This is a genomic window from Paraburkholderia sp. RL17-380-BIE-A (genome assembly GCF_046028085.1).
Classification (GTDB): Bacteria; Pseudomonadota; Gammaproteobacteria; order Burkholderiales; family Burkholderiaceae; genus Paraburkholderia.
In genome coordinates this window covers 113,076-127,990 of record NZ_JARESQ010000024.1, presented here as the reverse complement: position 1 = coordinate 127,990, position 14,915 = coordinate 113,076, and the positions used below count along the sequence as shown (strand labels likewise).

At 65.5% G+C, this 14,915-nt stretch carries 11 protein-coding genes; 4 read left to right on the top strand and 7 right to left on the bottom strand.

Annotated elements, in window-relative coordinates:
* Positions 1 to 43: 43 nt before the first annotated feature.
* The 6 genes from P0D68_RS31565 to poxB all read right to left on the bottom strand — a co-directional run bounded on the left by P0D68_RS31565 (position 44) and on the right by poxB (position 7,684).
* Positions 44 to 481, bottom strand: a complete 438-nt coding sequence (locus tag P0D68_RS31565; RefSeq protein ID WP_408302711.1) for a PRC-barrel domain-containing protein — start codon at positions 479 to 481, stop codon at positions 44 to 46.
* Between the two features lie 212 nt (positions 482 to 693).
* A complete protein-coding gene (locus tag P0D68_RS31560; RefSeq protein WP_091803343.1) occupies positions 694 to 1,650 on the bottom strand; it encodes an HlyD family secretion protein in 957 nt (318 codons plus the stop codon).
* Between the two features lie 63 nt (positions 1,651 to 1,713).
* The gene (locus tag P0D68_RS31555; protein WP_091803346.1) at positions 1,714 to 1,914 is read right to left on the bottom strand and encodes a DUF1656 domain-containing protein; all 201 of its coding nucleotides are present in this window, start codon (positions 1,912 to 1,914) and stop codon (positions 1,714 to 1,716) included.
* On the bottom strand, positions 1,898 to 3,427 hold the full coding sequence (locus P0D68_RS31550) for an efflux transporter outer membrane subunit (protein ID WP_408302709.1): 1,530 nt from the start codon (positions 3,425 to 3,427) through the stop codon (positions 1,898 to 1,900). Before P0D68_RS31550 ends, P0D68_RS31555 begins: the two co-directional genes overlap by 17 nt.
* Positions 3,400 to 5,577, bottom strand: a complete 2,178-nt coding sequence (locus P0D68_RS31545) for an FUSC family protein (protein ID WP_408302707.1) — start codon at positions 5,575 to 5,577, stop codon at positions 3,400 to 3,402. Before P0D68_RS31545 ends, P0D68_RS31550 begins: the two co-directional genes overlap by 28 nt.
* A gap of 385 nt (positions 5,578 to 5,962) precedes the next feature.
* Positions 5,963 to 7,684, bottom strand: coding sequence for a ubiquinone-dependent pyruvate dehydrogenase (gene poxB, locus P0D68_RS31540; protein ID WP_091803355.1), 1,722 nt, complete (start codon positions 7,682 to 7,684; stop codon positions 5,963 to 5,965).
* A 333-nt stretch (positions 7,685 to 8,017) separates the two neighbouring features.
* Between poxB and P0D68_RS31535 the strand changes: the two genes are divergently transcribed.
* Positions 8,018 to 8,938, top strand: coding sequence for a LysR family transcriptional regulator (locus P0D68_RS31535; protein WP_408302704.1), 921 nt, complete (start codon positions 8,018 to 8,020; stop codon positions 8,936 to 8,938).
* A 7-nt stretch (positions 8,939 to 8,945) separates the two neighbouring features.
* Here P0D68_RS31535 and P0D68_RS31530 read toward each other — a convergent pair whose 3' ends face one another.
* Complete coding sequence (locus P0D68_RS31530) at positions 8,946 to 11,936, bottom strand: ATP-binding protein (RefSeq protein ID WP_408302702.1); 2,991 nt, start codon at positions 11,934 to 11,936, stop codon at positions 8,946 to 8,948.
* Positions 11,937 to 12,222: 286 nt separating this feature from the next.
* Between P0D68_RS31530 and P0D68_RS31525 the strand changes: the two genes are divergently transcribed.
* The 3 genes from P0D68_RS31525 to P0D68_RS31515 all read left to right on the top strand — a co-directional run bounded on the left by P0D68_RS31525 (position 12,223) and on the right by P0D68_RS31515 (position 14,864).
* Positions 12,223 to 12,942, top strand: a complete 720-nt coding sequence (locus tag P0D68_RS31525; protein ID WP_091803364.1) for a TetR/AcrR family transcriptional regulator — start codon at positions 12,223 to 12,225, stop codon at positions 12,940 to 12,942.
* Positions 12,943 to 13,152: 210 nt separating this feature from the next.
* Positions 13,153 to 13,638: a VOC family protein gene (locus P0D68_RS31520; protein ID WP_408302700.1), complete on the top strand. Its 486-nt coding sequence runs from the start codon at positions 13,153 to 13,155 to the stop codon at positions 13,636 to 13,638.
* Complete coding sequence (locus P0D68_RS31515; protein ID WP_408302698.1) at positions 13,635 to 14,864, top strand: FAD binding domain-containing protein; 1,230 nt, start codon at positions 13,635 to 13,637, stop codon at positions 14,862 to 14,864. Before P0D68_RS31520 ends, P0D68_RS31515 begins: the two co-directional genes overlap by 4 nt.
* Positions 14,865 to 14,915 lie beyond the last annotated feature (51 nt).

The window sequence follows — 14,915 nt, the reverse complement described above, 5'->3', positions numbered from 1 at the left end:
GGGGGGGGGGGGGGGGGGCGCCGCCGCGCGCGAGGCTGGTCGATTAATGGTGGCCGTAGTCCTTACGGGCGATAGGAACCGCGCGAACCTTCGCATAGACGAAGGTCGGGAGCTCCTTGACCACCTGACGCGTGGCGCCGGCCCAGACGAGCTTGCCGTTCACATAGTCCAGCTGCGACATGGGAATCGCCACGTCGTGCTGGGACACGCCGAGGAACTGGTGAGCCGCCACGATCCCGAAGGAGACGGCGTTGTCCGGCGCGACGATGATGTCGTGAAGCACGCCGACTTTCTCGCCGCTGTCGTTGTAGATGCTCTTGCCGAGCAGGCTCTTCTTGACGCTCCAGCCTTCGACGACGAGTTCCGCCTGCTCCACGCTGATGCCGATCGGCTGCGCGCCCGCCACCTGCGCGTTTGCCTGCTGGCACATCGCGCCGAACGCCGACGCTGCCAGAAACACGAGTGTCCACTTTGCCTTCATGATGATTTTCTCCGCAAGATGCGTTTGTTGGAAAACAATGAATCGCAACCCGGCGACGGCATCTGACGTGCCGGCTGCCGGGGTCGCGCTGACCGACACTGTGAACCGGTTGCAGCCGCGACTTTTTCAAATTCGCACGATGGCGTGGCTCGCTCGCCCAACCCGCGGTTTGCCAGAGCCTGCCCGACACCGGGGCGGGCACGGCGTCGCGATCAATGGCTTTGCGGCCGCAGCGTGACCGTGCAGGTCATGCCCATCGCGAGCTTGACGCCGGCGGGAATCTGGTCGAGGTGGATCCGCACCGGCACCCGCTGGGCGAGCCGCACCCACGTGAAGATCGGATTGACGTCCGCCAGCAGATCGCCGTTGCTGGTCGGGTTGTCGCGGTCGGCAATCCCGCTCGCCAGGCTGTCGACGTGCCCCTGGATATCCTTGCCGCCCGACATCAGCCGCACCACCGCCTGATCCCCGACATGCACGCGCGGCAGTTTCGTTTCTTCGAAGTAGCCGTAGACCCAGAACGAGTGCGAGTCGATCAACGCCATGCGCGCCGTGCCGGCCGTGGCGAAATCGCCCGGATACAGGTTCAGGTTGGTGATGAAACCGTCCGAGGGCGCGCGCACTTCGCTGCGCGTCAGGTTCAGCACGGCCGTCTGCTGGGCCACCACGGCCGCCTTGACCGCGGCTTGCGCCGCGGCGTAGGCGGCGACGTCGGCGGAATAGTCGGCTTCGGACTGTTTGGCGAGCGAAGCCGAATCCAGCCGCGTTTCGTCCGAGATCACATCGCCGGTCAGGTTGGCGCGGCGCGCCGCCTGAGCGCGCTTCATCGCGAAGCCGGATTCGCTCGCGGCCATGCGCGCCTTGGCCTGCGCCAGTTGCGCCTGGGCGCGCAGAAGGTCGGCGTCGGCCTGCGCGACTGCGTAATGGAAGCGCGCCGGGTCGAGCACGAACAGAATGTCGCCCTTGCGCACCAGCTGGTTGTCCTTCACGCGCACTTCGCTCACCAGCCCCGACACATCGGTGGCGACCTGCACGACCTGCGCGCGAACCCGGCCGTCGCGCGTCCACGGCGAGAACATGTAGTCGAGCCACAGCATGCGGACCAGCGCGATTGCCACCACGAGAAGCGTAAGCGTAAAAATGGCGCGCAGGATGGATTGCATTTTCATCTTGGTGACCTGGCGTGAGCGTGAACAGTCAGTGGATTCATGGGGATGAGTGAAGGACGGCGCTCATTGCCACAGCAGCAGCGAAGCGCCGCTGAAGAGCGCAGCGAAGAGCGCCACCCGGAACAGGCTCGGATGCCAGGTGTAGCGATAGAAGCCAAGCCGCGCCAGCACCAGGTCGAGCACGACGAACAGCAGCACGCAACCGGCGAGAATCGGCAACAGGCCGGGCACGAGCAGTGAAAACAGGTCAATTTCGCCCGGCATCGGCCACTCCTTGCGGCGTGTGATCCGGCGGCGCGGAGGCGAAACCACCGCCCAGCTCCTTCATCAGCAGCGCCCATGCATCGAGCCGCCTGGCCTGCACCGCCGCCAGGCTTTCCTCCTGCTGCAACTGGACGGCCTGCGCCGCCAACACATTGAGAAATTCAGTGATGCCGCTGCGATAGCCAGCGTCGGCGAGCTGAAACGATTTGCGCGCCGAACCGAGCGTGTTTTCAATCGACGCCTGCTGCTCTTCGAGCGAACGCAGCGAGACGACCTGCGCTGCGACGCCCTGCATCGCATTCACCACGCTCTGGTTGTACGCATCCACGGCGGCATCGCGCGACGCCACCGCGACACCGTAATTGCCGCGCCGCCGGCCACCGTCGAAGATCGGCAGCGAGATCGCCGCGCCCACGCCGTGGCCCAGGCCGTCGCTGTTGACGAAGTTGAAGAAACCGCCGAAGGTCGCCGCCGACCCGAGCGACGCGGTCGCGATCAGATTGATGTCCGGATAGAAGTCGGCGTGCGCCGCGTCGATGCCCTTGTCCGCTTCGAGCACGCGCCAGCGCCCCGCCACCACGTCCGCGCGGTGGCCGATCAGCTCGGCCGGCAGCGAGGCCGGCAAGACCACCGGCACGCTCAGCGCGAGGCTCGGACGGCGCAGCGTATCGCCATACCCCGGCCCCTTGCCGATGAGCGCGGCGATACCGATGCGCGCGAGCGCAAGCTGCTGCTGCGCCTCACGCACCCGCGTCGTGCTCATCGCGAGCTGGGTCTGCGCCTGGCTGACCTCGAGCCCGCTGCCGACGCCCGCGCGCCAGCGGCGCGTCGCGATGTCGACGGTGCGTTGCTGTTCGGTTTGCACGGCGTCGTAGACGTCGAGCAACGCATACTCGAGCGCCAGTTGCACGTAGCTGCGCACCACGGCGGTCTGCAGTTCGACCTCCGCGAAGCGCGCGTCCGCGGCCGCCGCATGCACGTTGTCCAGCGCGCCTTCGCGAAGCGCGCGCGACTTACCCCACAGATCGAGGTCATAGGAAAGGTCCGCCTGGATATTGTTGCTCCACACCGTGGTGCCGCCCGGCGGCGCCGGGGTCGTGTAGCGCGCGTAACGCCTGCGCTCGAAACTGCCGCTCGCGTCGAGTTGCGGCAGTTCGGCGGCGCCGGCGATCTGCGCCTGGAAGCGCGCCGCCTCGATCCGCTGCTCGACCGCGCGTAAGCCGGGGTTGCCTTGGGTAGCGTCCTGCACCAGCGTATCGAGCTGCGGATCGTTCCATTGACGCCACCACCCGCTCGCCGGCCACTTCGCGTCGGCTTGCGTGGCGCGCAGCGCGGCGCCTGGGTCGAGTGTCGCGGGATCGAGCATCGACTCGTGCGTATGGATGCCGCCGCTGTCGATGCAGGCCGACAGCAGCGCGGCACACGCGAGCGCGGCCGCCACCGGGCGGCACAGCGTGCGCAGGGACCAGCATGGGCGCGCGGGCTTCATGTCCGCACCCCGCTGGTTTGCCATAGGGCGAGGCTCTCGTCGCGCAGCGTCAGTTCGGTGAAATGCAGCAGCGCCCGCATCCGGTAGCGCGCGAGCGTCTGCGCGTCGACTGCGATATTCGGCCCGAGCGGTAGCAGGTCCAGCGCCCTGCGCGTCGCTGTCAACGCGCGTTCGGCCGCCCGCGGCGTGGCGTCCACGAACACGTCGGCAAGCGCGCCCAGCCACGCGTCCTGCTCCGCGGGCCAGCCCGCAGGCAGGATCGCGGCGAGCCGTTCGCTATCGAGGCGCACCTGGATCATCGAGCGGCCGATCTCCAGCGCGGCGAACGCCCAGCCGATCAGATGATCGCGGTCCACGCGCGCGTCGACCGGCGCGGACGCGATCTGCAGGATGAAGTCCCGCAAGCTCAATTCGAAGCTGTACAGCAGATCGTCGAGGTCGCCGTCGCGAGCGTCATGCGAGATCAGCCCGCGAATCTGCTTCTTGTATTGCGCGGAAATCCAGTCGCCCGCGCGTGGCGCGAGCACCGAAAACGCGACGGCGGCGACGGCGATACCGCACAGCAGCGCGAAGCCGGTATCGAGATAGGCACTCGGGTTATAAACGGTGGGATTCGTGATGCCGACAATGAAACAGAAGTACAGGCTGAAGCCGAGCCCGAGGATCGCCGTCTTCATGAATGTATTCAGATAGCTGCCCACCATCACGATGATCGCCATCGAAGCAGCGAGCAACTCGAACGTATCGATATGCGGCAGCACGAGAAAGTTGAACGCGAAGCCGGTGAGCCAGCCGCCCAGGCAGCCGGCGAAGATCTGCCAGCTTGCGACCGCCGGATTGGGCGCGAGCGCGAACAGCGCACTCGTGATCGCGACCGCGACAATCGCGGTCGCGCCGCCGACCCAGCCGGAGCCGATCCATACCGCGCCGACTATCAGCACCGCCACGGCCGAGCGCGCGCCGGCGATCGTCGCGGCTGCACGGTTGGCGGTAGCGCGGGTTCTGCCGATCCGGGTAATGGCCTGCAGCACCGATTGCGACCACGGCAGGCGGCCCATCGTGCGTGCGTCGACGTAGCTTCGGCACATCAGGCGCAAATCGGCGATCGAGAAGAACAACGCCGCGCCGGTGGTCGCCACGAACTGACGTTGATGCGGCGAGAGATCGGCGAGCGAGGCGAGCAAGCGGCCCAGAAACGCCGGCAACTCACGCTCGAAGGCGTCGAGGCGGCTCGACATGGCCTCGACCTGTTCCATCGTGACCAGCTGAGGCGGTGCGTCGTTCGGCACAATGGCGAGCAGGCCGCCGATCAGCTGCTCGACTGCCGCGAGCGCGCGCGGCTCGGCCTCGGCGGCGACCCGCGCCTTCAACTGATGCAGTGCATGAATCCACGTGACGGTGTCGAGAAAACTCCGGTCGAGATCGAGATAGACATGGTTGCGCAGGCGAATGGACGGGTCCTCGAACACGGCGCCGCTGCGCAGACTTTCCACGCCGACGCGCTCGCGGATCAGATCGAGAAAAGTGTCGAAGCCCGCAACGCTCGTCGCGCGGTCGAGTACCGTATGCATCGCGTTGAGCAGGTTCGTGAAGTTCTTGCGGCTCGCCGCGTAGAGCGCCGGCGCGACCGACTGCGGGAACACCACCGCGCTCACCACGCTCGCGCACACCACGCCGATCGCGACTTCGCTGACGGTGAACACGACGTTGTCATAGACGCCGTACGGATTCGACCACACGGGTATCGCCGTGATGGCCGTGCCGTAGCCGGTCAGCACGAACCCATACGACTGGAAATTGCGGTAGTAGGCCGCGCCGAACACGCACACGCCGATCCACACGGCCAGCGCGGTCAGAAACAGCAGCGGCTGTTGCGGGAACAACGCGATCAGCAGCAGACCCGCGAAGCTGCCGCCCACCATGCCCAACCCGCGATAAAACCCTCGCGCGATCACCATGCCGCTTTGCTGATGCATCATCACGATCACGCACGAGACCATTGCCGTGGCCGGCGTGCGCAGTTCGAGGCGCATGCACAGACCCATCGCGAGCGTCATCGCAACGGCCACCTTCGCGATATGGCGAAAGCGCGGGCCGTCGTCCTTCCAGTATGTGTTCAGCTCGTCGCGCCATCGAGGCAGGGCCGCGCTGGTGGCATCCGCTTGCTGGGTCATAGGGCTCTCGTGAATCGCTCGACTTGGGTTGTTCGCGCGCTTGTTGGGGCGCTTGCTGGTGCCTTTGCCAGCGCGTTGTTTTCTCGTCCGCCGGCCGTTAAGCCCAAGCGAATACCGCTATCTGTCTACGTTGCGTAGTTTGCGATGCGCGGGGGCGGCGCATTTGCGGATTCGCACGTTTTTTACACATGCGCTGTGCGGCATGCGTTTGGGTTGATGCGTTTGGGTTGATACGTTTGGGTTGAATGCTTCGGCGGCATGCAGTCTCGACCCATGAGTTGCACGAATCCGTACGCGGCAGAAATCCCCTCCGCGCATACGGAGTTTGCCCAACGGGCGCCCGGAACCCCGGGCGCCTCGCCTCACCGCGACCTGCTTTGCGCGGCTAGCGCAAGTTGGTGCGCGCCAGTTCGACGATCTCGTCGCCGCGACCGTTGAGGATCGCGCGCATCATGTAGAGGCTGAAGCCCTTGGCCTGTGCGAGCTCGATCGTCGGCGGCATGGCCAGCTCGTGTTTCGACGTGACCACGTCCACCAGCGCCGGGCCGGGATGGTCGAATGCCTGCTTCAGCGCGCCCGCCACGTCTTCCGACTCTTCGACGCGAATGCTGAAAATGCCCGCCCCTTTCGCGATCGCCGCGAAATCGGTTTTGGCGAGATCGACGTTGGTGTCGAGATAGCCACCCGCCTTCAACTCCATCGAGACGAAGCCAAGCAGGCTGTTGTTGAACACCACCACCTTGATCGGCAAGTCGAGCTGCCGCGCGGTGAGCAGATCGCCGAGCAGCATCGACAGCCCGCCGTCACCCGACAGCGACACGACCTGGCGCCCCGGATGCGCGCCCTGTGCGCCGAGCGCCTGGGGCATCGCATTGGCCATCGAGCCGTGGTTGAACGAGCCGTGCAACTGGCGCTTGCCGTTCATGGTCAGATAGCGCGCGGCCCAGACGGTCGGCGTGCCGACATCGGCGGTGAAGATCGCGTCGTCGCTCGCGGCCTCGTCGATCATCTTCGCCAGATATTGCGGATGGATCGGGCGGCCCGGGCCGGCCGGCGTCGCGAGATCGTCCAGCCCCTTGCGTGCGGACACGTAGTGCTTGCGGGCGTTGTCGATGAACCCGCGGTCCGTCTTGCGCTGCAGCTTCGGCAAGGTCGCGGCGACGGTTTCCTTGACCGTGCCGACGAGGCCCAGCGCAAGCGGCGCGCGATGCCCGAGCTGGGAGCCTTTCCAGTCGATCTGGATGATCTTCGCGTCGGCCGGATAGAAGGGCCGATAGGGGAAATCGCAGCCTAGCAAGAGCAGCGTGTCGCACGACATCATGGCGTGATAGCCCGAGCTGAAGCCGATCAGCCCGGTCATGCCGACGTCGTACGGATTGTCGTACTCGATGTACTGCTTGCCGCGCAACGCATGCACCACCGGCGCGCCGAGCGTGTCGGCGAGCGCAACCACTTCGTCGTGCGCGCCTTGCGTGCCGCTGCCGCACATGATCGTGACCGCGTCGGACGCGTTCAGCATCGCCGCGAGCCGATCGAGATCCGCCTCGGCGGGGATGATGCGCGGCGGTGCGCTTTCGGTCCACGACGGCGCTTCAGCCGGTCCCTCGCTCAAGGCCACGTCGCCCGGCAGCACGATCACGGCGACGCCGCGCTGTTCCACCGCGGTGCGCATCGCGCGCGCCAGCACGCGCGGAAACTGCGCTGCGGAGGACACCAGTTCGACGTAGTGGCTGCACTCCTTGAAAAGCTCCTGCGGATGCGTTTCCTGAAAGTACCCAAGGCCGATTTCCGTCGACGGGATATGCGCCGCAATCGCGAGCACCGGCTGTTGATTGCGATGGCAATCGAACAGACCGTTGATCAGATGCAGGTTGCCCGGGCCGCAACTGCCGGCGCACACCGCGAGACGCCCGCTCGAAGCCGCGTCGGCGCCGGCCGCGAAGGCGGCCGCTTCTTCGTGGCGGGTATGCATCCAGCGGATCGAGCCGACCTCGTCGAGGCTGAAGGCGAGACCGTTCAGACTGTCGCCCGTCACGCCCCAGATCCGTTCGACGCCCGCTGCCGCGAGCGTGCCGGCGAGATAGGCGGCAATGGTTTTGTTGGCCATGCTTGACTCCTTTTCACGGTAATTGGAAATCGACCGGGCGCTGAAAACGTCGCGACCGCGGCCGGCAGATCAAAAGAAAGCGCCGAAAAAATCGTCGCCGGAGGACGGCGCGGCTCTGCTGTGCCGATCCCCCTAAACTAGGCGAGTGTCGGCAAAATGTCCTGAAATAGCTCTGAAAACACCTGAATCACGCGGATACCAGGCAGCCGGCGCACGCTCGCAGAAGCTGACTGAAAAAGGTGGTGGAGACCGGCGCCGCCGACCGTCGCGCAATGCGCTCGCGAAGCCGGGATTCCAGTATGCTGACGTACCCCTCACTGCCGGCTGTACGACATGAATCTCTCGTTCGAAGTTCTACAGGTGCTCGACGCCATCGATCGAACCGGCACCTTCGCCAGTGCGGCGGAACAGCTTCACAAGGTGCCGTCTTCGCTGTCGTACCTGGTCCAGAAGCTGGAGCTCGATCTCGGCGTCAAACTGTTCGACCGCAGCGGCCGTCGCGCGATCCTCACGCATGCGGGACGGGTGGTCGTGGAGGAAGGGCGGCGTCTTCTGGAGGCGGCGGAAGATCTCGAATGCAAGGCGAAACGTATCCAGCACGGCTGGGAGTCGGAGCTGCGCATCGCCGTCGACGAGATCATTCCGTTCGACCTGCTATGGGACCATGTGGACGCGTTCTACAAGCTGCAGATGGATACGCGGCTGAATCTGTCGAAAGAAGTGCTGGGCGGCTCGTGGGATGCGCTGTTGACGCGCCGCGCCGACCTGGTCGTCGGCGCGGCCGGCGAGCCGCCGCAAATTCCCAACCTGGTGGCAAAGCCGATCGGCTCGTTGCGTCATCTGTTCGTGGTGGCGCCGCAGCATCCGCTCGCCGCGGTGCCGGGGCCGCTGACGCTGGCGACGGTCGCCCGGCATCGCGCCGTGGCGATCGGCGATACGTCGCGCAAGCTCGCGCCGCGCACCATCGCGCTCGCCGCGAATCAGGAAGTCATGACGGTGCCGACGCTCGAGGCCAAACTCGCCGCGCAAATCAAAGGGCTCGCGGTCGGCACGATTCCGGAGTGTCTGGCCGCCGAGCCGTTGAGCCGGGGCGAACTGGTGAAGAAGGAAGTGCTGGGCATGCGCGATGTCACGCATTTCTTTCTCGCGTGGCGCAGCGACGAAGCCGGCAAGGCGCTGCGCTGGTGGGTCGACCAGTTGGACCAGCCGGATCTGATCGACGAGGTGGCGCAACAGAGGATGTTGCACGGCTGAGGACCGTTCAGTTGCGCGCCTTGATGCGGCGTGGCGGTGCGACGTCGAGCGCGTCCGCGGTGCGATCGGAGGCCGGCGGGCACACCGTCGACCCGGCAGCGCCCGCCGCGCTGTCCGATGCCGTGATCCGCAGCAGATGCGCGGCGGCCTGGTAATCGTCCCAGTCGAGGCCTTCGGTAACGCTCGCGCAGGCGGATTGCAACAGGTGCGCGGCGTCCGCGCTTCGGCCTTGCAGGTGCCAGAGTCCGCCAAGCGTGGTCGCGGCGCGCAACTGCAACGAGCGGCAGCCTTGCACCAGCGAGAGTTCCAGCGCCGCCAGCAGACAGGCCTCCGCATCCCGGATCGCCGAGCCGGATTGCGGCAGGTCGGCCTGCCCCATGAACAGCAATTCGCCATGGATACGCCGGAGTTCCGCGGCATACCAGTGGTCGCCGGTTTCGTCGCAGCGCGCCAGCGCGTCGACCACGGTGGCGATGCCCTCTTCCCGCCGCCCCGCGCGTCCGAGTGCGAGGCTGTATTGCCCGATCAGCATCGCGCGAGGCGCGCCGAAGTCGAGCGACTCCAGATCGTCCAGCGCCGCGCGAAACGCTTGCAGGTCGTGCGCACCATCGTCGCGCATTGACCGCAGATATTCGTCGAAGCAGCGGCAGCAGGCCTGCGCGACGCTCAGACCCGCGCGCCCGGACGCTTCCTTTAGCAACGCGATCGCTTGCGCCGCGCGTTCGCGTTTGCCGGACAGCAGCATCAGCGGCACCAGCGCTTCCACCAGCACATAGCAGGTGACAATCGCCTGTTGCTGATCGCATGCAGCGATGACGCTGTCTTCCGCGAGCTTTAGCGCCTGATCGCGCAAGCCCTGCAGCCACAACACCCGCGCGAGGGTCGCGCGGCCGACGATGCGCTGATCCACGGACTGCCCGAGCGGCAGGCCATGTTGCAGGTTCTCGCTGTGTTCCAGCAGTTGTTCGAGCGACGCACGAGCCTGCTGTTGATCGCCGCAGTAATGGGCCGCGATTCCGAGCAACCGGTAGCCCAGAATCGTTCCGCTCGTGTCACCCACCTCGGCGGCGAGCAAGGCAAAGCGGCGTGCAAACGCTTGCGCATTGCGCGCCGCGCCGGACGATTGGTTCGCATTCCACATGCCCCACAAAGCACGCGCCTCGAACACAGGGTCGCCCAGCGCGATCGCCGACGCCAGAATCTCCGACCAGATGCCGAAGGTTTCCCGGCTCGGTCCGTTGAGGTAGACGAGCGCCGCGGCAAGCCCCGCGTGAAGCTGCATGCGCACGCGCAGGTGACGTGTCGAACCCGAACCCTGATGCGCCGAGTCCACCGCGTCGAGGGCCCGTTTCGCCCACACGCGGCATTCGTCGACGAGTGACAGCTCGTAGAGCAGAAAGACGAACTTCACGGCCAGCGTCTCGCCGAGCACGTCGTCACCCTTCGGCGATAGGGCCCAGGCCAGCGCCGCGCGCAGGTCGTCGAGCAATGCGCGCATGCGCTGGTGCCAGCCCTCGCCGAGCGTGAGCGCAGGGTCGGCGCGACGCGGCGCCTCGCGCTCCAGCAAGCTCAGAAAGTAGCGCGCATGCTGCAGCGTGACGTAGCTCAGTTCGCCGTTGTCCTCGAGCTTCTGCGTGGCGTAGGCGCGCGTGGTCTCCAGCAGGCGATACGTCGCTCTGTCACGCTCCATGCGCGTCACCACCAGCGATTTTTCGACCAGTCCCGACACCGCCGTGACCACGTCGATCTCATGCAACGCGCCATCGCCGGCGACGGCGATCGCCGCCTCCATCGTGAAGCCGCCCGCGAACACGCCGAGCCTGCGCAGCGTGGTGCGCTCCGCGTCCTCGAGCAGCGCATGGCTCCAGTCGAGCGTCGCCTTCAAGGTCTGATGCCGCGGCAACGCCGTGCGGTTGCCGCCCGTCAGCATGTTGAAGCGGTCGTCCAGATGGCCGGCAAGCGTTTCAATGCCGAGGATCGCCGCGCGCGCCGCCGCCAGTTCGATGGCAAGCGGTATGCCGTCGAGCCGGCGGCATACCATGCCGGTCAAGTGAATGCTTTTTTCATCGGAGGAAAAACGCGCGTCGATCGCGCGAGCGCGCGACAGGAACAACTCGACGGCGCTGCATTGCAGGACATCCTGGCTCTGATCGTCCTGAGCGGGCACCTGAAGCGAAGCGACCCAATACAGATGCTCGTTCACGATGCGCAGCGGCTCGCGGCTGGTCGCCAGCACGCAGATCGCCGGACCCACGCCGAGCAGCGTCTCGGCGAGTTCGGCGGCGGGGCCGAGCACGTGCTCGCAGTTGTCGAGCACGAACAGCACGCGCCGCTCGCCGAGTTCTTTGCCCACGCGCGCGAGCGTGAGCGGACCGATGGCCGGATTCACGCCGACGCTGGCCGCGAACGCCGCGAGGACACTGTTTGCGTCGGAAGTGGACGCGAGTTGCACCAGATAGACACCGTCCGGAAAACGTGGCAGCAAGCCGCGCGCGACTTCGACCGCGAGGCGCGTCTTGCCGATGCCGCCTGAACCGACGAGCGTCACTTGCCGGGCTGCGGCGAGCGTCTGCGAGATGTCGTCCAGCGCCTTGTCGCGTCCGATCAGCGCGGAGAAATGAACCGGCAGATTGTGCTGGACGTTGCGGCTTTGAGCGCGCTCCTCGGGTTGGTCGCCGGCATCAGGCGTTAAGGCCGCGCTCGCCGCCGATCCGCTGTGCACCAGCCTGTAGCCGCGCCCCGATACGGTCTGTATCAGCCCGCGGCTGTCGCCGAGCAGCTTGCGCAGCGTGGACATATGCACCTGCAGATTGTTCTCTTCGACGACCGCATTCGGCCAGACCTGCTTGAGCATTTCGTTCTTCGACACGAGCCCGCCGTTCGCGGCGATCAGCACAGCGAGCATGTCGAACGCACGGCTGCCGATCCGCACAGGTGTGCCGTGAAGAAATACTTCGCGACGGTCGATGTCCACCTGAAGCGGGCCAATGCAAATCATGCGGAGTATCCAGGACGCGACGATTAGAGAGAGAACAGAAGAAGAAAGGAAGTGCGGAATCGCTGCCGGGCGTCGCGTCCCAGAAGTCTAGAGCAACAGGACATCTGCGTGCGCGAAAAAAACTGACCCTATTGTTCGAATTTTTTGCACTAAACACTCACTGACTGAACGCCATCAAGCGTTCGCCGGCGCATCGCGCCACGCCGTCCGGCGGCGCACCCTCGCCTAGCCAGACCAGGCTAATCTTTGTATGATGCGTCCCAACATACTGGGTACCGAACTAGCCATGCCGAGAAAAGTACCGTCGGTCGATACAGCGTCGAAGCCCGAGGTGCATGACAGTGAGAAGACCGTCACGCGCCGGCTCGCTCCTGAAGTGCGGGAGCGCCAGATCGTGCTGAAAGCGGTCGATCATTTCGCCACGCATGGCTTCTCCGGCAGCACCCGCGAACTCGCGCGTCAACTGGGCGTGACCCAGCCGCTGCTGTACCGCTACTTTCCCAGCAAGGAAGCATTGATCGACCGCGTGTACGAGGAGGTCTATCAATGGGACACGAGCTGGGAGAAGCTGATCAAGGACCGCTCCGTTCCGATCCAGGAGCGCATGGTCCGGTTCTACTCGTCGTATTCCGAGGTGATCTTGCGGCGCGAGTGGATCCGCATTTTCATCTTCGCCGGTCTGACGCGTGAAGGCATCAACTCCAAATATCTGGCGCGGCTGCGCGAACGCGTGTTTCTGCCGGTCATGGCGGAAATACGCTCGGCCTACGATCTGCCCGCGCCCACCGGCGCGAAACAACGCGAGATCGATCTCGAACTGATCTGGAGTCTGCACGCGAGCATCTTCTATCTCGGCGTGCGCAAATGGATCTACGGCCTGCCGGTCACGGACGATATCGAAGACCACATCGCCCGCCAGGTCGACGCGTTCCTCAACGGCGTACCCGCCGCGCTCGAACATGCGACGAAAGAATCCACTCGCGCGAAAAGCGGCGCCAAGGCCTGACGCCGCTTCGCTGCAAGGCTTGCAATAAGCGTTGCAAAAAGGCCGGCCAGCGAGCCGGCCGCGCTTTTCATCTCCCATCGCATCACTCCCACGCCTCACATTTTCCAGGGTAAACACCGGCAATACGCCGCTTTCTCCTGCCTGCGCATTCACCTACAATTTATCCATCGATCACTAATCGATCGATAAATAGCACAGCAGGAGTCGAACATGCCCGTTTCAAAGCTTGCCCACTACTCGATTCGCACCTCGGATCTCGAACAATCCTGCCGCTTCTACGAGCGGATCCTCGGTTTCAAGCAGGGCTACCGTCCGCCCTTCGACTTTCCGGGCGCGTGGCTTTACAAAGGCGGCGATGAAGCCGAGTTCGGCACCGTCCACATCATCGGCGTCGATCCAGACAACTCGGCCGGGCTCACCGCGTATCTCGGCGACAAGGCGCTGCCCGCGAGCGGAACCGGCACGGTCGACCACATCGCGTTTCTCGCCACGGGCGTCGAAGCGATGTGGCAGACACTCCAGGCCGAAGGCGTTGCGTGGCGCGATCGCACGGTGCCGAGCCTCGGCTTGCATCAGGTCTTCATAGAAGACCCGTCCGGCGTGACCATCGAGTTGAACTTTCCCGCCGAAGAGATCAGCCGCCTCAACGAAGCAAAGGCGGCCAACGCGCAATCTTCCAATACCGCAGGAGCATGACCATGACCCAAACTTCCGCACGCGCGCGGGCGATCATCGTAGGCGGCTCGCTGGGCGGCCTGTTCGCCGCCAATCTGCTGGTCCGCAACGGCTGGGTGGTGGACGTGTTCGAACGCGTCCCGGATGAACTGGCCGGACGTGGCGCCGGCATTGTCACGCACCCCGAATTGTTCGACGCACTCGCGGCGGCCGGTATCGAATACGACGATTCCATCGGCGTCAAGGTGCAATCGCGCGTCACCTTCGCGCAGAACGGCGCGGTGTTGTCGGCGCGCGAGCTGCCGCAAACGCTGACCGCGTGGGGCAAGATGTATCACGTCCTGCGCGCCGCCCTGCCCGACGTGCATTACCACGCCGGCCGCACGGTCGCATCCGTGCAGGACGGCCCCGACCAGGCAGTCGTGACGCTCGGCGACGGCACCCTGCTGCACGCCGATCTCGTGATCGCGGCCGACGGTTTCAAGTCGCCGATTCGCGAGCGCTTGCTGCCTGACGTCAAGCTTCAATACGCGGGCTATGTCGCATGGCGCGGCCTCGTCGAAGAAGCCGCGCTGTCGCGCGAAACCCGCGAGGCGCTGTTCGACAGGTTCGCCTTCTGCCTGCCGCCGCGCGAGCAGATTCTCGGCTACCCGGTTGCCGGCCGCGGCAACAGCACGACGCCGGGCGAACGCCGCTACAACTTCGTCTGGTATCGCGCGACGAGTGAAGACGTGCAGTTGCCTAACCTGCTCACCGATGCGGCCGGCAAGCGTTGGGAAGGCGGCATTCCGCCCACGCTGATCCGCGAGGACGTGCTCGCCGATATGGAAGACGCGGCGCTCACGCTGCTCGCCCCGCAATTCGGCGAAGTGGTGACCAAGGCGACGCAGCCTCTGTTCCAACCGATCTTCGACCTCGAAGTGCCGCAGATGGCATTTGGCCGGATCGCCCTGCTCGGCGATGCGGCGTTCGTCGCGCGTCCGCATTGCGGCATGGGCGTGACCAAGGCGGCCAGCGACGCGATGGCGCTCGTCAAAGCGTTGAACCAGCACAGCAGCGTGCAGGACGCGCTCACGGACTACAGCCTCGAGCGCACCCAGGCGGGTGCGGCGATCGTGCAGCACGCACGTCATCTCGGCGCCTACATGCAGGCGCAACTAAAGAACGACGTGGACCGTGAAATGGCCGAGCGCTATCGCACGCCTGACGCCGTGATGCGCGAGACCGCGGTGCCCGCACGCTTCTGATATCCGTGGCGGTTGCGGCGAATCCGAACCGCTGCGCAAGCACAGCAAAAA

What these genes read in the sequence shown, in the direction of transcription:
- P0D68_RS31545 (WP_408302707.1), bottom strand. Translation starts at nt 5,577, where the DNA reads ATGACCCAGCAAGCGGATGCCACCAGCGCGGCCCTGCCTCGATGGCGC.
- P0D68_RS31515 (WP_408302698.1), top strand. Translation starts at nt 13,635, where the DNA reads ATGACCATGACCCAAACTTCCGCACGCGCGCGGGCGATCATCGTAGGC.
- P0D68_RS31565 (WP_408302711.1), bottom strand. Translation starts at nt 481, where the DNA reads ATGAAGGCAAAGTGGACACTCGTGTTTCTGGCAGCGTCGGCGTTCGGC.
- P0D68_RS31525 (WP_091803364.1), top strand. Translation starts at nt 12,223, where the DNA reads ATGCCGAGAAAAGTACCGTCGGTCGATACAGCGTCGAAGCCCGAGGTG.
- P0D68_RS31530 (WP_408302702.1), bottom strand. Translation starts at nt 11,936, where the DNA reads ATGATTTGCATTGGCCCGCTTCAGGTGGACATCGACCGTCGCGAAGTA.
- P0D68_RS31520 (WP_408302700.1), top strand. Translation starts at nt 13,153, where the DNA reads ATGCCCGTTTCAAAGCTTGCCCACTACTCGATTCGCACCTCGGATCTC.
- P0D68_RS31555 (WP_091803346.1), bottom strand. Translation starts at nt 1,914, where the DNA reads ATGCCGGGCGAAATTGACCTGTTTTCACTGCTCGTGCCCGGCCTGTTG.
- P0D68_RS31550 (WP_408302709.1), bottom strand. Translation starts at nt 3,427, where the DNA reads ATGGCAAACCAGCGGGGTGCGGACATGAAGCCCGCGCGCCCATGCTGG.
- poxB (WP_091803355.1), bottom strand. Translation starts at nt 7,684, where the DNA reads ATGGCCAACAAAACCATTGCCGCCTATCTCGCCGGCACGCTCGCGGCA.
- P0D68_RS31535 (WP_408302704.1), top strand. Translation starts at nt 8,018, where the DNA reads ATGAATCTCTCGTTCGAAGTTCTACAGGTGCTCGACGCCATCGATCGA.
- P0D68_RS31560 (WP_091803343.1), bottom strand. Translation starts at nt 1,650, where the DNA reads ATGAAAATGCAATCCATCCTGCGCGCCATTTTTACGCTTACGCTTCTC.